Here is an 18,584-nt window from a genome sequence, read left to right as displayed (position 1 = left end):
TATGGTAAAGCGTGCTTTTTTAGAGTTTATGCTCGATTATAATGGTAAACTAATTATAACGGGAGACACCCCCAATGGAAAAAAAATTACTACTAGTATCCCAATTTATGATGATGGAAATAGTGGAATCGATTTAATTTTTCCTTGTTATTATGCTGGGCAAGTATATATATTTTATCCATATTTGGAAGGTGGCGCTGGGTACTCTATATATGATGGTGGTGGTATTAGCGAATATATTAACATCCCTGAATTTGGTAATCGAAAATTACTTACAGCTGTAAGTGTAAAGGATGGGTTAGTAGTCTTTTCAAGACAAAAAAAATTTCTAGATCCAGATGGCGCACCATACCAAATAATAAAATTTCAAAATGGAAAATGGGGAGAGTTTGAGGATATCAATGGCCTACTTCCTTACACAGCTGTTGAGCAAGCCTGTGGAGCTACGGTGAATGGCGAAGCTCGTATAGTACGACCATCTAATGAAGGCAGATTACAATTTCTTTCTTCTTCTGATAATTTTCAAATTCCATTCAGGCTCATAAGTGATGGAAGCATATTAACAAGGTCTGGAGTCGGATATGCCATTTCTGCAGAATTATCATCGTTTAACTATATTTATGCTTTATTCGAGGGTGGTGATGATAATGTTGGTGTATATTTACAAGAAAGTAAAACATATATAAGAAAACTTGGAATTATAAAATTTCCAGCACTCTCAACGTTTGAAGGAATTTCGATACATCGCATATCGACGAGAAAATTCTTTATTTATATCGTTGGTATATTCAAGGATCAGCGTAAAGCATATTCAGGAGAGTTTGACATAGACAATCTTCAAGCAGAAGCTACGCCAGATAGTAATGTTGGGAATTCGTTACCTAAATATCTTTCTGCTTGGATTATAAATAATTAGTTTCAAACATAAGCAGATTTAATGGTTTTGGGTATTCAGTATTCAGTATTCAGTAATCAGAAAAAGCAAAAATAGAACTCTCTTTTGTAGAGTAAATTTTGATTACTTTTATTTAATTAATTGGAGAATATATGACAATCGGAACAAGTTATGATTTCCCATCGGAAGTAGTTTCTAAATTTAAGGAAAAAGCAGAAAATGATTGGTCTGGAGTATTTCCAGGTCCTCCAGATCTTTGCTTTAATTATAGAAAAATAGTAGAACAATCTGGTGGCATTGCAGTTGCAGAAGGCTTAGCCAAAAATCATAGAATTTGTATAATTGGAGCTGGGGTAACGGGTCTAACAGCTGCACGAGAATTACTTAGATGTGGCTTCACTCAAGTCACTTTAATAGAGCAAAGTGATCGAATTGGAGGTCGTCATTTAACAAAATTCCCTGTTAATGAGTTTGATGAAGCTGGTTTTTCACCATTCGAGATGGGTGCAATGCGCATGCCATTCTTCAATAAAAAAGATACAGATCCGCTGACAGGTTCATCACTGATGGCCTATTATGCGAAGCAATTTAATTTGAATATCTCTAACTTTCCTAATCCTGGCACACAATGGGTCACTTCAACAGGGATATATCTACGAGAAGGTTCTTTGGATGGTTCTGATTTACCAGAAATGGTGATATGGAAAAATCCAGACGGAAATACATTGCCACCAAATGAGATATTGCAAGAAATACATAAAAAATGGAGAAAATTTGCCGATCAGATGACTATTGAGGTAAGTAAGAAATATGGTTCCAAAGAATGGGATGATATGTGGCATGCAATTGTTAAAAATTATCACAATTTATCATTTCGAGAACTGGTTTTAAAACCGTTCCAAACATGGGATGAAAATAATCCTGGTGATTTTGGGGGGCTGGGTATGAGCCCTCAAGAGTCTGAGATATTTTATTCTATTGGTGTTGGTGACGGGAGTTGGGGAGCATTTTATGATGTTTGCTGCCTTTACCCAATCAGGACCTCAATATTTGGATTTGGTAGTAATCTTCAGTTAGTGCATGGCAGAGTTAATAGTGACTATGAGGTTATAAAATCTGCCATGCAAAGCAATGGGTTTGTTCAAGATTCATTAGGAGTTAGCTATAAATCACCACGATATTTGGGCCTAGCTTCACTAGACGAGTGTTTACTTTATGAAAGTATATCCAAAGACCAACCATCTTTTTATGATCACTCAATGGAAAGAAAAACTGGTTTATTTATGGACTCTAGAGTTAAAAAAATAGAGAAACTCAGTGATAAATCAATTAATGTTGAGTTTCAGTGGCAGTGCAGCAAAGAAGGTTCCCCGATATATTTAAACCAAAATTTTGATTCCGTAATAGTCACAGTACCATCATGGATATTGGGGACGAAAATCAAACTTGAAGGATTTTCAAATAATCAATTACCTTTTGAAGTTATTGGTGAATGTAGTACAGCGCACTGGGAAGCGAGTTGCAAAATTTATGCTCCTTTAAGGAAAGAGTTTCTGAATCAAAATAGAATTCCTCAGATAATGGTAACAGATACATTTATTCATGACGTTTATACTTATAAGTATAGTGATACGTACAAAAATGATTGTATTTTATTAAGTTATACATGGGAGGATGATTCATTAAAACTGTCTGCTTTCTCTGATATTGATTTGGTAGATATGTGTGTTGAGGAATTAGACAGAATTCTGGAAAAATCTACAAATGTAAAATCAAATATATCTCAGTATGTTATTAAAGAAAAGGCGATGGTTCAGCGATGGATATCTGATGAAAATTCTTTAGGTTGCAGCAAACTTTATAGGCCAGGAACTTATTTCAATGCGATGAAATTACTTTCGTATAATAGGAAATACAGCAAAGAATCTGGGCTTCTTTTTGCAGGCGAAGCATATTCTGTTGATGCTGGATGGACTGAGCCATGTTTTAGAGGAGCAGTGGATGCAGTTATTAATATCTGCGCCAATACAAAAGCAAAATTTAATGGTAACTTTAATATGGATGAGCATTATCCAAAATATAGAGACAGTTGATGAATAAAATTCATATCTAGAAATTTTTATATAATGAGGCTTCAAAAAGCCAATAATATACGTCGATTACACAAGAATTTTGATAAAATATTCGTCGTGTATATAAACATTTTCTCTATTATTTGAACGATGTCTGGTTCCAGTATTGGGCATTTATATCAGATATGATCCTTAAAGATCATATCTGATTGTATTTAGTAGAACACTGGCTATCAATTATTTAATGTGATTCATAATACCATTATTGATGCCCAAAAAAACTACAAAGAGAATTAGAAGCATCTTCACTGCTGGATTCAAATAGAAAATCTCCTTTAATAAGATTATTCGATTTTCTACTTTTAAGTTCAATTGTTTTGAGGGGGAATTACCGTTCAATTAAATAATCTAAAGTACTATTTCTTTTGATTAATTTTGGAACTAACTTTATAGAGTTTACTTGTTCCTTATTTATTTTTTTTAATAATAACTCCATCGCGGTGAATCCCATTTCGGACATTGGCGAAGCTATGGTTGTGAGTGGAATAGGAAGTTGAGCTGTTAAAGAGATGTTATTAAATCCGATGACTGCAATATCTTTTCCAGGAATATAACCCTTGTCTTTGATCGCACCCATTACACCAATCGCAATAAAATCATTTACCGTGAAAATTGCTGTGGGCAGTTCATTTTTGGATAGAATTTCAAGTCCAGCTTGATATCCTGAGTCAACATCAAAACCACAATTGATAATGTAGTCATCTGGGATCATTATATTTTTACTGGCGCTATAGTCTTTAAAGCCTTTGGTTCGTAATAGACCCGTACTCGCAAAAGCTTCACCTGAAATGATCGCAATTCGACGATGACCCTCAGCGATTAAATGTTCTGCTGCTAAGCTTCCACCAAGATAATCATCACAGGTAACAGAGGTAAAATTTTCTAAACTACGACTTACAAGCACAAATGGAATGTCTCGTGCTATTAATTCATTAAAAAACTGATGCGAATTTTCAGTTCCTGTATGCGCATCAGCAATAATTAAACCATCTACTTTTCTAGAAAGGGCCATTTCACCCAATTTTTTTTGGTTGATAGGTAAGTCATTGGTATTGGAAACGAATGTAAAATAATTATTTTGCGTGGCTGCGGCATCAATGCCTTCATAAATATTTGCCAATACAAGATCTGATAATTTTGGAACTAAAACCCCAATTACATTGGTTTTCTGGCTCTGTAAACTTTTTGCTAAAGTATTTGGTCGGTAGTTTAAATCAGCGGCTAATTTTTTAACTTTTTCTATGGTTTCTGGGGCTGCAGCGGAACTGGCATCATCCATTGAGCCGTTTAGTATTCTTGAGACTGTAGAAACATGTAAGCCAAGTTCTTTTGAAAGAAATTTTAAAGTTACATTTTTATTTGATCGATTCATATGAAACCACAATAGCCAGAAGCAACATTTTAGCATTTTCCCCCTTGAAAGTTAGAGAAATTATTGGATTGTTGTTTAAAATTTGACAAGGACAAACGTTTGGGTTAGATTTTTAACACAACCCAAACGTTTGGGTTGGTTTGGATAATCAATGAGGTAAGAACATGGAAGAAACTTCAGTTAGCCCAGTAAAAGTGGCCGTTATACAATTTGATCCACAAGTGGGTATGGAAAATCGAGAAAGGAATTTACGCCATGGGTTAGATTTGGCCCTTCAAGCTGTCAACAATGGTGCAAATCTTATCGTAATGCCTGAGTTAGCAAATACAGGCTATTTATTCACAAATAGAAAAGAAGCATTTGATCACGCAGAGGAAATCCCAAATGGACCAAGTGTTCAAGTCTGGCAAGATTTTGCACGTAAGCATTCTATTTATTTAGTTTCAGGAATCGCAGAAAGAGAGGATGTTCGTCTTTTTGATACTTCAGTTTTAATCGGACCTGACGGGCTCATTGGGAAATATCGTAAGGCACATTTATGGAACCTTGAAAAACTTTGGTTTACGCCTGGTGATACAGGCTTCCCTGTATTTGAAACACCGATCGGAAGAATTGGGATGTTAATTTGTTGGGATATTTGGTTTCCAGAAGTTCCAAGAATATTAACTCAACAAGGTGCGGATATTATTTGTAGTGTAAATAATTGGGTTTGGACACCACCGCCATTATTTGATGAAAGTGGTAAGTGTATGGCCTCATATCTCACCATGACTGCTGCACATGTCAATAATGTCTACATCGCTGCTGCAAATCGAGTTGGAGCTGATAGAGGTGAACGTTTTCTTGGATGTTCATTAATTGCAGGCACCAATGGTTGGCCAATTGCGGGTGTTGCAGATGCAGAAAAAGAAATGATTCTGTATGCAGATATTGATTTGGTTGCTGCACGTGGTGCGCCGATTTGGAACAAGCATAATGATTTAATCCGAGATAGACGAACTGACATGTATGACACGATGTTAGGCTATAAATCTCACAATATTTTCCCTCGCTAATCCATGTGGGGGATATATGAAAAAGAAATATCGGATTGAAATGATTGATATTGTCATCGCAGCACTGGTCATGCTGTCTACAATTATCATCGTGGGAGTAGTTGAAAAGTACTCCCTCCAAATTTGGGATAATTACGCAACAATGCAACCACCAACATCCACCTTAACTTGGTTAAGGTGGGGGCTGGGTGATGTAAGTGAGGCACAATTTTATAAAAGTGAATTGGCATCACTTGGTTTATTCGTGGGTGCAGGCATTGCTTATTATTTTTCAAAAATGCGTTCGAAATGGCAAGGGTTTCAACTAAGTTATGGAACGGGGCTATTTCCATGGATTTTATTGAGTTCAAGTTTAAGTTTGATTCTGAGTAATATCATTTGGGGATGGACGCTTATTGAAAGTAACTCGTGGCAACCCACATTTGTGACGTTCGTGTCATTACCCGCTGCAACAGTACTTATGTATGGACGTGGCTTTAAAATAGCAATAATTGGCGCAGTTGCTGGGGCACTATTTGTAACGCCTTCTTCGTTGATCATCGTCAACTATGTATGTGTTCCTTTAAATTTGCCAAGTATTATTGGTAATGTCTTAGGTATGGCAATTGGTAGCTTAATCGCATTTTTTATTTTTAAAAAATTTAATTTAAGTTGTTTGGTCAAACAAACAGAAACAAAAAAGCAAGAGCCAATCGAAGAAGAAAAAGAGATCGAACCAAAGGCTACACATTCATTTTGGGTTGTAAGACGAGCGCTTGCAGACTTCTCTGAATCTCAATTTATTGCAAATGAATGGGCTGGATTGGGCTTAATTATTGGCGCTTTGTTGGCAATTTATCTGAACCCTTTAAGTATTTCATATGGCAGTGGGCTGATTGGAAACATATTAATTAGTCAAATGTTAGCAGCATTGACGGCAGTCATTCTATGGAAAAGTAAATGGGAAAAATATGGGTGGTATCCGACATATATTCCGATTTCTTCAGTTGCACCAGTCTCTGTTTTAGTCTTCGGTGGAAGTCTAAGCTCCATTATTTTAGGTGCATTTATTGGTGCATGCGTTGCCCCACCTTTAGCTGCTTTTATTTCAAACAAGCTTCCTAAATACCAACATCCATATATAGGCAATGTGGTTTCCATGGCAATTACATCACTATTGGCTTTGGGCACAATTCATCTGGTTTCCTGAATCTATATTTTTATATACAAGGAGTTGTAATGTTAACGTGTCCAGTAAAAGGCTATTTTTCTGAACTTGATGTTGAGCAAATTGCGAAAATGCTTAGGTCAAAAGAAATTACTGCCAAAGCACTTACACAGCAGAGTTTAAATTCAATCAATCAGCATAAAGCGTTAAATGCATTTTGTTATATCGATGATGAATATGCGATACAACAAGCAGAATATGCAGATGAGCTTTTTAATCAAGGAATAGATCTTAGCCCGTTACAGGGTATACCGATTGCGATAAAGGATAATATTGAGACTGCTCAACTTATAACCTCTATAGGGTCCAATTTTTTCAAAAACTATTTACCTGAAGTCGACGCTGAATGTGTACAAAAACTTAAAGCTTTAGGCGCGGTGATTATTGGAAAAACCAACACGCATGAGTTTGCCTATGGGCCAACAGGGGATATTTCTGCACATGGCGCAACAAAAAACCCATGGGACCTTGCAAAAATTTCAGGTGGATCGAGTTGTGGTAGCGCTGTAGCGATTGCTGCAGGACTTGTACCTATCGCAATTGGGACAGATACAGGTGGCTCGATTCGTATACCTGCAAGCTTAACAGGGGTTATGGGTTTTAAACCGACCTACCAGCAATTTTCAATGAAAGGTGTTTTCCCATTGTCTAAGAGCCTAGATCATTTAGGCATATTAGCAAAAAGCGCTCAAGAGATTGATTTGGTTGTTTCTTTATTAAAGAAAGAAAATTATCAAGTTGTCTCCAATGTGTTAGCAACAAGACCACCAAGATTAGGTTGGGTATCTATTGATAATTTTATTGAAAACTATGATTACCCTTTATACCAGAAATTAAAGCAGCACGTTTTTTCACTTTGGAACAATCAAATTGATGAAGTATCGAGTGCTTTAATGGCTTTTAAAGATATCCATCGCTATTTTTATGCTATTCAAAATAGTGAGGCATATGCTGTCCATCACCATCAAGTAGAGCACTCTCCTGAGTTGTTTCAGAAAGATGTGTTGGATAGGCTGCTACAAGCTAAACAAACCAAAGGCTGGGAGTATGTGAACGCATTAGATTTTCAAAAAAAGTACCAAGAAGACCTTGCTAAAATTTTTGATCAGTATGATTACCTCATCATGCCGACATTGCCGATACAAGCCACTGATCTGTATCAAAAAGATTTGTATTTAAATGGCGCTTTTATAAATATTAAATCAGCTTTACTCAGCCTGACCAATATATGGAATTTTTTGGGAAATCCTGTACTCAATGTTCCGCTATGTCATGAAAATAAAATGCCAATTGGTATTCAGATCATTGGTGCAAAGAAAAGCGATCGTCATCTTTTGGCCTTTGCAGTGAATAATGGTTTTTAGTTTTTTAATTTTTTCAATATTTAAGGTCTATTGGCCTGTTAATAAAATGATAATCAAGGATGATTTTATGAAACATGATTTGTTTAAATATACGGTATTTACACTACTTTTAAATGTATCCTTCGTTGTAAATGCTGCGATTGAATTTGAGGGTAAGGATAAAGATTCTAAGTTAACCGTTTCTGGTGAACTGCGAGCAAGTTATCAAGAAAACAACTTTGAGAATAAGGCTTCGGATCAAAAAATAAAATTTAATACAGCTATTTTAAATATTGGGTATAGCTCTCCGAACATATTTGGGAATTTTCAATATCGTTGTTATCAATTTGATACCCTATGTGATTTTTCCGCATTGGTACAAGCCAATGCTGGCTATCATTTAAACTCAACTGACAATGTTAAAGTTGGTTTACAGCCGATTCCTTTTGGGCTGGGTCAATTTTGGGATAGTAGTTTCTATGAAGGAATCAATACAACGATGGGACTTCAGGATACGATGAATTTAGGTGTTAACTACCATTTTGAGTTGCCCTCATCCACCAAAGTTGATTTAGCCTATTTTGTCGCTGATGGCGGAAATTATTATGGAAAAAGTAAGGATGCCGCCCGCTATACTGCAAATATGGTGAAATCAGCTGATTTGATGAAGACAGATCTGAATGAGAAAAATATGTGGATTGCACGAATAGATCAAGACCTAAAGTTTTTAGCGACTGAGGATCTTAACGTATCTGTGGGGGGAAGTTATTGGTATTCTGAAATTGAAAATAAGAAAAATGCTGATGATGGTGCAAGAAATTCTTGGGCACTCTTTAATCGTATTCACTATAAAAATTTAAATGTCATGCTCACAGGTGGTAAGCAATCAATTCGCAATAAAGATCGCTTCAGTCCTTATAGTTCAACTTTTGGTTCATATGATGGTGAATATGACATTGCAAACAAAGGCTTCTTTTATACGGTTAACACCAGCTATGCTTTTAAGAATGTATGGGACTTATTCAATATAACGCCATATATGGTATTCAGTGGATTTAATAAGAAAGAAAAAGGCTTTGATGATTCTCAGCGCAATATTGTGGGTGTGGCATGGGACTATAAAAAGATCACTTTATATACCGAATATATGATGAGCAAAAATGATCCGTTTATTGGTGGAACCGCCAACTCGCTTGCGGCAGGAGATGATGGTAAGTGGAAAAATCTACTTAACATGATGTTTATTTATAAGTTTTAAAGGTCGTTAAAAACCTCTCTTATTACAACCAAGCCCATGGCTAGAGCATGGGCTTTTTTGTCTATTTAATTTATAGAAAAGAGGAAATCGCCCATATTATAGATTTAACGATTACATTATCGATTCTAGACATATCAGTATTGGTAAAGTCATTGAAAAGAACGGTAAGCGTCTGCCTGAGAAGGATGATCAATTTACCATTACTAGCCAAATCCAGAATAAGGAGGGCTAGGTGAAACATCCATTGTATGAGCAGCTACGTACTAAAGCACCCAATCAACTACTAAGAACTATTCCAGTCCGAATGATCTTCAGATCCTGAACTCAATTTACGTACTGAGTACAGCTCTGAAAAAGTGATGGAGAAAGGGTTGATCAATAATTGTATAGACTATAAAGGGCTTCAGCTGGAATTGAAGCGAAGTGTGATACCTACAAATTGAATTTTACTATTTCTAGATAGAAAATAAAATTGATGAAAATTTAAATAATAAGGTAGCTCCCCTATTGATTTATTTATCTTTAAATGGGGGAGCTTATATCATACGTTAATTAATAATAAGACCAGATTTTTTATTTTCTTGAGATAATGGGTGACTAATTCTCATAACCAAGCCCACCAAGATATGAAGGTATCATCATTAAAGACTGTACTTTTTCTTTTTCAGCATTTGTTAGGTGTCTGCATGCAAAAGGATATACATTCAACAAAAAACTTTTTAATTTTTCTAAAGCATCATCAGAATAAATAGTTCCATTGTGTAATCCATTAATAATTGTTATCACCCACTTGATAAATACGGTAGGCATTATTACATCACCAATATCTTCCCAGCCATCAATTAAATTTCTATCTTGCAAATGAATATGTTTTGAAAGAGCGGAGTCACAATTTCCTCTGCAAGTCCAGAATATGTGTTCGAAGTATTCAGGTTCTTTATTGTAATCTTTTCTTATACGTTTCCAAAGAGTAATAATACCCTTGTCTTCTTGATTGAGGAGCTCTTTATTGCAAACGATACAAGTTAGCGAGGGAGCATCAGCAAAGATTTTAGCGGGTTTAGGGTTATTAGTTTTCCATTTAGTCAAGGATAATGGGAAATAGCGTTCAGCTACTTCCAGCCCACGAGCTGAATGGAGTAGCTCTTTTTCAATTCTTTCTTTATCAAAGATTTGGTATTCAATACGATCTTTTATTCCTTCTAGAACACCAGAAAGCCCACTACTTGGAAGTGTTGAGTAAAATCCAATAAAACCATGACATTTTTTTGATGAAACTCGATCAAAAATATTTCCATCATCTGTAGGGCTAACAGAATTACCGCTATAAGCTTTATGTTTACAGCTGACAAGCCAATGAATAATTGTTTCTCCACCAATACCTGTTCTTTTTTCTTCTACGATTAAGTCTGCGCCTCCGTCAGCTCCTCGGTCAGGATGGCAAATAATTTTGTAACCTAAGAATGAAAGAAAATCGCGAGCAAATAATTCAAATGTATCCTGAAGGCCTGTCGCTTTGTGAGCCTCGGGAATTTCTTTAAAATCTAGAACAGGCATATTTACCCTATATTAGCTAAGTAAAATTATTAATAACTATGTTGAAGTTTTATAGAAAAATAGTTTGTGATACTAAATGTCTAAAATTATTTACAAGATGAAAGCTATTTAATCTTCATTATCAAGAATATCTTTTAAAAGAGATTTCGAAAGATTTGTTGGAGGTTCTTGAGGAATAGTCGTAGTAAATCCAACATTAGATTTTAGTGGTAAAAATCTTAATACCTGTTTATTAAAATCTATCTCTGTAATTGCTTTAACAACTTTTCCTCGTAAATTCTCATCTGTAGTCCTGAATTGCTCATAATCTGCAATAATGTTTTCATAATATTCAGCTGACTCTAATAACCAGTAGACTCCATTTTTTTCTGAATTTAAGAATATAATGGATGAAGGGTTAAATCCTTGATTTTTAAAAGTTTCAAATACTGGTAGAAACATATCTAGCTCTTCTTTAGAATATCCTTCAGAATTTTTCACTTTAATATTTAAGGTTTCGATTATTCCTATATTATTTAGTAAATCAGTCCATTCTAGTAAATTAGGCTTTATTAATTCATCAACATGTTTTTTTGCAAAGGATTGTATAAAATTAACTAAGTCCTTGTATCCAACAATAGCATCGGCCATGGCTCTTTGTTGGTCATTCATTAATGTATTTACTAATGATGTTCTTAGCTCTTCAAATTTTTCGGTTAAATCGTCGATACGTTGAACCTGAGCTGTCCTTTCTTTATCTTCTTTTAAAAGCTTCTGAAATAAACTTGCCCATTGTTTCTTTAACGTTTCTTCAATGTCTTGAACTTTAGAAAAAGTGAAAATAGCATTGTTATTAGATTTTTTCCTTAAAAAATCAATAAATTCAAAAATATATTTAGCAGTTTCTTGCTTTTCTATAGATGGAAAAATGATTTGATTGATGATTGAAGCATTCTTTTTATTTTTAGAGTAAAGTTCGTGATCATGCCAAACATTTTGGTCAACAAAAGCATAAATAGGTATATTTAATTCGCTGGCCTTGAAAACTTCTGCCTGAGTGACTGAGCATTTATTGATCAGGTCATCGAATTTAAAATTATCATTAATCAATTTATCAAAATTAATACTCTCGAAAGTTTCTTTTATTGCATCACCTCCAAATCTAGAACCAACAATTACAACAATTACATCAACACCTTGTACTTCATTAATACAACTAGTGTGAGTATGGTTACGATGATCATAAAGAAAGTCATTATAGTCACTCATTATAGGGTCATGGCCAAGATTATGGATAAAAGTTCTTAACTGGGTTCTGACTAGTGATAAATCGTAACAAGTAGAAGAGACAAAAACTTTTAGACCAGCCATGAAAAATCCTTTAATTTTATAGATGTTACATAAGAATATAATAGCTTACACAAATTGCTAAGTATATAATTGCTTAACCCCAAGAAATAAATAGAGTATTTTTCATGTACAGTATAGATAATTTGAAGAAAGATATTATTGATTTAACAGAAGAATTACGTACAAGAATTAGTTTTCAAGATGTCAAAAAGCAGTTTACTGCATTGAATTTTCCAAGTGCAAACGGCTGGGGGAAGCTACTTGAAAATTTTTCTAACTTTTCGGCTACAGGGTTTGGAGAAGAGTTAGAAGAGTTAAAAAAAAATTTAGGTAAGATTTTACGCTCCTATTTACTTTATACAGATAAATCCGTATCCATTTATCAACGCTCTGATTATTTAAATGTCATATATCAAAATTTAGATAAAAGTATTATGGCTAATCCTGAAGAACTCTGCTTTGAAAGTCATAATATTTTAGGCGATTTAGAGTTTTTTATTTATAAAACTACTCGAATCTTTTATGAGAAGGTGGAAATAGATGTAAATTTATTTGATGAAGAGTATGGAGATGTTCAACAAGCATACGCAATTAAAAGTGTGATGCATGAGTGTTATGATTCAATTATTTTCAATAAAAATAAAGGTTATATAGTTTTATCATTGGATCGTGCAGAAAGATCAAATACGGCAATCTTAAATAAAGCTCGTGCAAAATTAGTTCGAAAATTGAATGATAGTATTAGAGGTATTACATCTGAAGCCCGCTTAAGTGAAAGTGGGGATAATTTATTTCCAGCTATAGAAAGATTTTATCATGATGGTTCGGGAGAAGTTACGAGCCTAGCTTTTTTAACCTTATCTGGAACTAGCCATCATGAAAAATTACATAAAACTTGTCCAGATGTAAGACAGGCGGTTTATCATATAGCAGGTTCTTCAGCTACTCCTATTGAACCATATCGGATAAGTATTCGATATGATTTAAAGGGCCAACAGCCTGAGATTTTCTTATTAGGTTCTTTTAGAGCCATGAATAGTAGAGCCGCAAGACAATTATTCGAGGCACAAATTCAAGGTGCTACTAATCGTAAGAGCTTTGAATTTTGTATCGATAAAATTATTAAGTTTATTCAAAGGTAAGCTTGATGAATCATGCCGTAGATGAATATATCGATAAAATTATAGGATCTCTAGATAGCTATCCGAATAATATTCCTATGGCGTGCTGTAATATTATTAATAAAATTTATGAACATGATGTTGCAGAGGTGAATTATTTAACTTTTGGAAGGTTATATGATTGGGCTGGAATTGAAAGTTATGATGAATTTAATACAGCTGTGTATTTATTAGTAGATCCGAAATTTAATGTTCTAGTGCAGCATTTTGAAGCATTTAACTTAAGAAAAAGTAGATACGAAGGTTTAGACGAAGATTTCATACATGAAGTTTTAACTACTGGAGATTATGTAGACCCATTTACTTTTGAGTCAATAACAGAAGAGAAATTTAATAGTCTAGTCAGTATATTTTTTGCTCCTAGTGTTGAGTTTAGGAAGAATTTGTATGGCTGATCAAGACTTAAAAATTTTAGAAGCTATGTGGACTCTTGGTGATCCGAAACTGAAAAAATTAATAAAAATTAGTACTGCTAACACCTATGAGAAATTTGTAAATTGTGTATATGATGAACTAGATGAAAGTTATAGCTTTTTATCTAGAAATAAAAACTTATATAAAGATTTCTCTGAAGACCAACTTACAGGAATAATTGTAGATAGACTTAAACAAAATTTTATTGCTCATCATGATGCAAGTGTTAATGGACATGTAGATTTTTCAGTAGAGAAGAATAATTTCTTATGGCTTGGGGAAGCTAAAATCTATAAAGGTCCAGCTTACATGTTAGAAGGCTTTTATCAATTAAATACTCGCTATGCAACGGGAGAACATGATGCCAATTGTGGTGGTATATTAATTTATAAGAAAATAAAGAAGAAGGTTACTTTGATTATGTCTGAATGGGAGGAAACTCTTGAAATACAGTCAGATATAGATCCTGAAAATTTAACTAACTTAAAATTTAGTAATTGTAAGAAGAATAAAATTTGTCGTTTTTCAACTCACGAACATCCTAGTATGGGGACTGGTTTAAGAGTAAGGCACATGCCGTTAGATTTATACTTTGACCCTCAAGATGGTGAAAAAGTTCCTAAAAAGTAAAATTACTTCTTAATTTTTTAATTAATTTTCTTGAATTTCCAATCCATCATCTGAGTGACCGAAATACGAGGTGTTAAAGATTGGAGCTCAGACATACAGTCAACCTGAAAAAGATAGAATTTGTAAAATTAATGAATATTAATTTTTTGTATTTGCTTAGAACCTAGATATGGCAGAGTTATATGAAATTTGCATAACTCCACCAATATGTTAAAGCTGTGCGAGTTAAAACTACAACAGCATACCACCAGAGGCTTCTATTCTCTGACCTGTGATCCAGTTAAATCCTTCACTAAAAATCGCAGCGATTGCTTTTCCAACATCATCAGCTTCACCAACACGGCCTAATGCCGTGATAGATGCGATCATCCCCTGAACTTGTTCACTATTGCGGACGGCACCGTCTCTAAAATCAGTCGCAATCGCACCGGGCGCAATCGTGTTGACACGAATCCCTTTGGAGGCGAATTCTTTTGCCATATAACGTGTCATGACTTCTACAGCACCTTTTGCCATTGCGTATGCAGCTGACCCAGGCATAGAAAAGCGTGTTAGACCAGAGGATATATTTACAATATGACCGCCATTTTCAATGAGTGGTAGCAATTTTTGAGTGAGAAAAAATGGACCTTTCACATGGATATTGAGCATATCGTCTAGATCATCAATACGGGTTTCTTCAATACTCTTATGTAAACCTGTCCCAGCATTATTGAGTAGGTAATCAAAACTTTCACGACCAAATTGCTCTTTTAATACGAAACTCAAGCTTTTTACCAAATCATCAAATAATGTGATATCTCGAATATCAGATTGAATAGCAAATGCTTTTTGACCTTTTTCTTTAATCTTTTCAACCACGTCTAGGGCGGCTTTTTCATTGCGATGATAAGTCAAAATGATGTCAATATTTTGCTCAGCGAGTTTAAGCGCTGCATCTCGACCTATTCCACGACTCCCTCCGGTGATGAATGCGATTTTATTCATGTACTGACCTCATATTATGCTGATTAACTGTTGATGAAATTAAAATACAGGAATTAATTATCTTGATAAATATAAGTAATCAGATAAGACTGTTCATAAATAATGAACAATTAGAGGTGATGTATGGATAAGATTGAGACGATGAAACGTTTTATCGCTGTTGTACAAAATGGTAGCTTTACCCGTGCTTCAGAACAGTTAAAGATTCCTAAGTCAGCAATCTCTATGTCAATCACTAAGCTTGAAGATCATTTAAAAACTCGTTTACTTTATCGGAATACAAGACAAGTTTCTCTTTCAGAAGCAGGTCAGCGCTATTATGTCGAATGCTTAAGATTATTGGATGAGTTAGAAGGCTTAGATAATCAATTTCAACAACAAAGTGAAGAACTCAGTGGTGTGATTAACATCGATATGCCTAGTCGGTTTTTTTCTAGCGTGGTGGCTCCCCATCTACCTGCATGGTTTCAACAATATCCTAAAACACAGATTAAACTTCTTGGGGTTGATTATCGTATTGATCCTATCAAGGAACGAGTAGATTGCGTAATCCGTGGCGGTCAGCTTGAAAACAGTAATTTAATAGGACGCCATTTGGGTATTATGGAAATGGTTAATTGTATTAGTCCCAACTATGCGGAACATTACGGTATACCAACATCATTAGAGGATCTTAAAAATCATTATATTGTTGATTATTCGCATGCGGACACCCAGTCGCAAAATGCTTTTGAATACAATCAAAATAATCAAACCTACCTTGTACCAACTCCGAGTCTAATCAGTGTCGGCACAACGGATGCCTATTTAGCTGCAGGTTTAAATGGATTAGGGATCATTCAAATTCCGAGAATTGGTGTTAGACAACAATTGGCAAATGGTGACCTTATTGAAGTATTAACAGCGTTTACCTGTGCGCCAATGTCTGTGTCGGTTTTATATGAATCGCGAAACAATCAACCCCGAAGACTAAGTGAATTTATTAATTGGTTGATTCTTTTATTCAAAAAAATGAATCACAATACATTGTAGTTTCACTGAATTACCCTTATGTCGTTTATGCGCAATGTGTAGTCATTGCTCAATTTTGTTTAGGTTTAATATAGCCAAAGGCAGCTTCTTTGAGCTCCCTATCATTTCATACAAAATACTGACGGAATAAAGCTGCTGCCAATATTCCTGCTGCAATCGCCAACAGTGGTTTTTTAAGCAGTAGCATAACGATCAATGTTGTCAGTAACGCCAAACGAGCGCCATGATCACCTTCAACCGCAATAGGGGCCAAAAGTGCAACCAGTACCGATCCTGACATTGCATTAATGAATCGTTGCACACGATCGCTAATAGGTACATAAGACATAATTAAAACACCACCCCAGCGAGTGGCTAATGTCACAATGGCCATAATAAAAATAATAATTAATGGATAAGTGGTGCTAATCTCTAGGTTCATAGCTGTTTCTCTTTCCAGAAAATTCCGACAATTCCGCCAAATAAGGCACCCACAACGACATGACTATTTTCTGGTAAGTACCAATAAGCCAATAATGAGCTACAGGCTGCGATTGTCCAGATGATGAGTATTCTGAGATTTTTTTGCCCGCCCACAACCATCGCCAGTAGAAAACAAGCCATGACCATATCTAATCCCAGCAATGCAGGATGATGAATGACATTACCAAAATAGAACCCCAGTCCTGTGCCTAAAACCCACGCGAGCCAAAGCGCAATGCCTCCTCCAAACAATAAGCCCATCCCTGATTCACCACGATTAAATGCTTGTAGTGAGAGTGCCCAATTGGCATCAGAAATAACCAGCAAGATACTGTATCGTTTGATGGGAGGCAGGTGGCGTAACCAAGGATAAAGAGATGCGCCCATTAAAAGATGCCGAGCATTGATAAAGAAAACTGTGACTATTAAGGGAATCAGTGATATTTGCGCGCCCCATAGTTCTAAAGTCGCAAATTGAGATGCTCCTGCAAAAACAAAGCTACTCATTAACATGATAGAGCTATTGTCTAGTCCTGTTTGCGTTGCAGCTAAGCCGAAAGCAGCCCCAAAAATCACCACGAAAGATGAAATTGGAAGAAGGCTTTTAAAGCCTGACCAAATTTGGGAATAACTTAAACTGTAAATATCTGGGTCAACATTCGACAAAATAATTTCCTTATCTTTTTAAATTTTCTAGTGAGCTATATACCTAATGATCGCTGATGAAAATTAGGGGGAAATTTCCTTCTTTTCTTAATAAATTATGGACTTAGAAAGTTAGAATGAAAAGCGCATAATTCTTACATATACTATTCGAAAATCGAATAATTTGGTGAAATCATGAATCTACAAAATCTACAGATTGATTGGTTAAAATGTTTTGTCGCAGTTGTTGATACAGGTTCTCTTTCAAATGCAGCACCTGAGCTATACCGTTCACAGTCTGCTGTCAGTATGCAGTTAAAAAAATTGGAAGGCGCTTTAAAATGCCAACTTTTAATTCGAACGCATAGACAAATTCAACTTACTTCTGAAGGGCAACTTCTTTTAGGTTATGCAAGACGGATACTTGATCTACATCATGAAACACAAATGGCTTTTAATGGAGAAGAGTTAACCGGTCGGATTAGACTTGGCGTACCCGATGATTATGCTGCTAAATATTTAACGCCAGTGCTTAAGCGTTTTGCACCACGTTATAGCGGCGTTGAAATAGAATTTATTTGTGAACAATCGACTTCATTGATCCCACGTATAGAAAATGGCGAGATTGATTTAGCATTGATTTCAAGGGATAACCCCCGTCAAGGCACTTTATTGTTTCATGAGCCAATGGTGTGGGTAGGTTCTCCCCAATTTGAATTATGGCGTGAAGATCCGATACCTATTGCTGTTTATGAAAGTACCAGTTTAGCCAAAAAAAGTGCGATCAATTCGCTTGCATTGCAAGGTCGCCGTTATCGTGTTGTTTATAATAGTTCAAGTTTAATCGGGCAAATTGCAGCAGTTGAAAGTGGTTTAGCCGTCGCAGTTTTCACACAATGTAGCGCGCCTCAGCATTTAGAAATTTTAGGAGCAGAGCACGGACTAGGCCCATTAGCACCCATGGAAGCATCTGTATATAGAAGTAGAGCCTCGCTTAATTCAAAAGCGGTCGATCATTTATATGAGCTGTTAATTAAGACATTAAGGCAATCCATTACCTATTAAGCAGGTTTTAATCAGATATT

Annotated in this window: 17 protein-coding genes and 1 pseudogene; 12 read left to right on the top strand and 6 right to left on the bottom strand. The window is 35.3% G+C overall.

Annotated elements, in window-relative coordinates; genetic code table 11:
* Both GJV03_RS21560 and GJV03_RS19790 read left to right on the top strand, forming a co-directional pair.
* Positions 1-916: hypothetical protein (locus tag GJV03_RS21560; protein WP_171501884.1), on the top strand; the 916-nt coding region annotated here is incomplete at its 5' end.
* A 131-nt stretch (positions 917-1,047) separates the two neighbouring features.
* Complete coding sequence (locus GJV03_RS19790; protein WP_154130939.1) at positions 1,048-2,988, top strand: FAD-dependent oxidoreductase; 1,941 nt, start codon at positions 1,048-1,050, stop codon at positions 2,986-2,988.
* Positions 2,989-3,355: 367 nt separating this feature from the next.
* On the opposite strand, the gene GJV03_RS19785 is transcribed toward GJV03_RS19790, so the two are convergent.
* Entirely contained in the window at positions 3,356-4,399 is a 1,044-nt protein-coding gene (locus GJV03_RS19785; RefSeq protein WP_252720753.1) for a LacI family DNA-binding transcriptional regulator, read from the bottom strand.
* 164 nt (positions 4,400-4,563) lie between these two features.
* On the opposite strand from GJV03_RS19785, the gene GJV03_RS19780 reads away from it, so the two are divergent.
* From GJV03_RS19780 to GJV03_RS19760, 5 genes and pseudogenes are all read left to right on the top strand, one after another.
* Positions 4,564-5,454, top strand: coding sequence for a nitrilase family protein (locus tag GJV03_RS19780; RefSeq protein ID WP_154130937.1), 891 nt, complete (start codon positions 4,564-4,566; stop codon positions 5,452-5,454).
* A gap of 16 nt (positions 5,455-5,470) precedes the next feature.
* Positions 5,471-6,643 (top strand): hypothetical protein, encoded by a 1,173-nt coding sequence (locus tag GJV03_RS19775; protein WP_154130936.1) that lies wholly within the window; start codon positions 5,471-5,473, stop codon positions 6,641-6,643.
* A 29-nt stretch (positions 6,644-6,672) separates the two neighbouring features.
* A complete protein-coding gene (locus GJV03_RS19770; protein WP_154130935.1) occupies positions 6,673-8,025 on the top strand; it encodes an amidase in 1,353 nt (450 codons plus the stop codon).
* 67 nt (positions 8,026-8,092) lie between these two features.
* Positions 8,093-9,262, top strand: a complete 1,170-nt coding sequence (locus GJV03_RS19765; protein ID WP_154130940.1) for a hypothetical protein — start codon at positions 8,093-8,095, stop codon at positions 9,260-9,262.
* Between the two features lie 115 nt (positions 9,263-9,377).
* Positions 9,378-9,609, top strand: a pseudogene (locus GJV03_RS19760) (hydrolase or metal-binding protein); the annotation flags it as partial.
* Between the two features lie 250 nt (positions 9,610-9,859).
* On the opposite strand, the gene GJV03_RS19755 reads toward GJV03_RS19760, so the two are convergent.
* Together GJV03_RS19755 and GJV03_RS19750 are read right to left on the bottom strand one after the other, a co-directional pair.
* Positions 9,860-10,819, bottom strand: coding sequence for a restriction endonuclease (locus GJV03_RS19755; protein ID WP_154130934.1), 960 nt, complete (start codon positions 10,817-10,819; stop codon positions 9,860-9,862).
* Between the two features lie 108 nt (positions 10,820-10,927).
* Positions 10,928-12,169, bottom strand: a complete 1,242-nt coding sequence (locus GJV03_RS19750; RefSeq protein ID WP_154130933.1) for a DUF4062 domain-containing protein — start codon at positions 12,167-12,169, stop codon at positions 10,928-10,930.
* 104 nt (positions 12,170-12,273) lie between these two features.
* Here GJV03_RS19750 and GJV03_RS19745 point away from each other — a divergent pair, with 104 nt between their 5' ends.
* The 3 genes from GJV03_RS19745 to GJV03_RS19735 are packed head-to-tail and all read left to right on the top strand — an operon-like array spanning position 12,274 to position 14,373.
* Complete coding sequence (locus GJV03_RS19745; protein ID WP_154130932.1) at positions 12,274-13,290, top strand: hypothetical protein; 1,017 nt, start codon at positions 12,274-12,276, stop codon at positions 13,288-13,290.
* A gap of 5 nt (positions 13,291-13,295) precedes the next feature.
* Positions 13,296-13,724 (top strand): hypothetical protein, encoded by a 429-nt coding sequence (locus GJV03_RS19740; protein WP_154130931.1) that lies wholly within the window; start codon positions 13,296-13,298, stop codon positions 13,722-13,724.
* Complete coding sequence (locus tag GJV03_RS19735; RefSeq protein ID WP_154130930.1) at positions 13,717-14,373, top strand: hypothetical protein; 657 nt, start codon at positions 13,717-13,719, stop codon at positions 14,371-14,373. Before GJV03_RS19740 ends, GJV03_RS19735 begins: the two co-directional genes overlap by 8 nt.
* A 231-nt stretch (positions 14,374-14,604) precedes the next feature.
* On the opposite strand, the gene GJV03_RS19730 is transcribed toward GJV03_RS19735, so the two are convergent.
* Positions 14,605-15,360 (bottom strand): SDR family oxidoreductase, encoded by a 756-nt coding sequence (locus GJV03_RS19730; RefSeq protein ID WP_154130929.1) that lies wholly within the window; start codon positions 15,358-15,360, stop codon positions 14,605-14,607.
* Between the two features lie 123 nt (positions 15,361-15,483).
* Between GJV03_RS19730 and GJV03_RS19725 the strand changes: the two genes are divergently transcribed.
* Positions 15,484-16,392 carry a LysR family transcriptional regulator gene (locus tag GJV03_RS19725; protein ID WP_154130928.1) on the top strand — a complete coding sequence of 303 codons (909 nt, stop codon included), beginning with the start codon at positions 15,484-15,486 and terminating at the stop codon, positions 16,390-16,392.
* Between the two features lie 106 nt (positions 16,393-16,498).
* Here GJV03_RS19725 and GJV03_RS19720 read toward each other — a convergent pair whose 3' ends face one another.
* Together GJV03_RS19720 and GJV03_RS19715 are read right to left on the bottom strand one after the other, a co-directional pair.
* Positions 16,499-16,813 (bottom strand): AzlD domain-containing protein, encoded by a 315-nt coding sequence (locus tag GJV03_RS19720; protein ID WP_004723188.1) that lies wholly within the window; start codon positions 16,811-16,813, stop codon positions 16,499-16,501.
* A complete protein-coding gene (locus GJV03_RS19715; RefSeq protein ID WP_154130927.1) occupies positions 16,810-17,520 on the bottom strand; it encodes an AzlC family ABC transporter permease in 711 nt (236 codons plus the stop codon). Before GJV03_RS19715 ends, GJV03_RS19720 begins: the two co-directional genes overlap by 4 nt.
* Before the next feature lie 174 nt (positions 17,521-17,694).
* On the opposite strand from GJV03_RS19715, the gene GJV03_RS19710 reads away from it, so the two are divergent.
* On the top strand, positions 17,695-18,564 hold the full coding sequence (locus GJV03_RS19710) for a LysR family transcriptional regulator (protein ID WP_004723184.1): 870 nt from the start codon (positions 17,695-17,697) through the stop codon (positions 18,562-18,564).
* The last annotated feature ends 20 nt before the right edge of the window (positions 18,565-18,584 follow it).

This window comes from Acinetobacter sp. RIT698 (assembly GCF_009668065.1).
In the GTDB taxonomy this organism is placed as follows: domain Bacteria; phylum Pseudomonadota; class Gammaproteobacteria; order Pseudomonadales; family Moraxellaceae; genus Acinetobacter; species Acinetobacter guillouiae.
The sequence above is the reverse complement of the archived record's forward strand: the minus strand, read 5'-3'. Positions and strand labels throughout refer to the sequence as shown.

What these genes read in the sequence shown, in the direction of transcription:
- GJV03_RS19765 (WP_154130940.1), top strand. Translation starts at nt 8,093, where the DNA reads ATGAAACATGATTTGTTTAAATATACGGTATTTACACTACTTTTAAAT.
- GJV03_RS19745 (WP_154130932.1), top strand. Translation starts at nt 12,274, where the DNA reads ATGTACAGTATAGATAATTTGAAGAAAGATATTATTGATTTAACAGAA.
- GJV03_RS19785 (WP_252720753.1), bottom strand. Translation starts at nt 4,399, where the DNA reads ATGAATCGATCAAATAAAAATGTAACTTTAAAATTTCTTTCAAAAGAA.
- GJV03_RS19730 (WP_154130929.1), bottom strand. Translation starts at nt 15,360, where the DNA reads ATGAATAAAATCGCATTCATCACCGGAGGGAGTCGTGGAATAGGTCGA.
- GJV03_RS19750 (WP_154130933.1), bottom strand. Translation starts at nt 12,169, where the DNA reads ATGGCTGGTCTAAAAGTTTTTGTCTCTTCTACTTGTTACGATTTATCA.
- GJV03_RS19780 (WP_154130937.1), top strand. Translation starts at nt 4,564, where the DNA reads ATGGAAGAAACTTCAGTTAGCCCAGTAAAAGTGGCCGTTATACAATTT.
- GJV03_RS19790 (WP_154130939.1), top strand. Translation starts at nt 1,048, where the DNA reads ATGACAATCGGAACAAGTTATGATTTCCCATCGGAAGTAGTTTCTAAA.
- GJV03_RS19735 (WP_154130930.1), top strand. Translation starts at nt 13,717, where the DNA reads ATGGCTGATCAAGACTTAAAAATTTTAGAAGCTATGTGGACTCTTGGT.
- GJV03_RS19755 (WP_154130934.1), bottom strand. Translation starts at nt 10,819, where the DNA reads ATGCCTGTTCTAGATTTTAAAGAAATTCCCGAGGCTCACAAAGCGACA.
- GJV03_RS19775 (WP_154130936.1), top strand. Translation starts at nt 5,471, where the DNA reads ATGAAAAAGAAATATCGGATTGAAATGATTGATATTGTCATCGCAGCA.
- GJV03_RS19770 (WP_154130935.1), top strand. Translation starts at nt 6,673, where the DNA reads ATGTTAACGTGTCCAGTAAAAGGCTATTTTTCTGAACTTGATGTTGAG.
- GJV03_RS19710 (WP_004723184.1), top strand. Translation starts at nt 17,695, where the DNA reads ATGAATCTACAAAATCTACAGATTGATTGGTTAAAATGTTTTGTCGCA.
- GJV03_RS19720 (WP_004723188.1), bottom strand. Translation starts at nt 16,813, where the DNA reads ATGAACCTAGAGATTAGCACCACTTATCCATTAATTATTATTTTTATT.
- GJV03_RS19740 (WP_154130931.1), top strand. Translation starts at nt 13,296, where the DNA reads ATGAATCATGCCGTAGATGAATATATCGATAAAATTATAGGATCTCTA.
- GJV03_RS19725 (WP_154130928.1), top strand. Translation starts at nt 15,484, where the DNA reads ATGGATAAGATTGAGACGATGAAACGTTTTATCGCTGTTGTACAAAAT.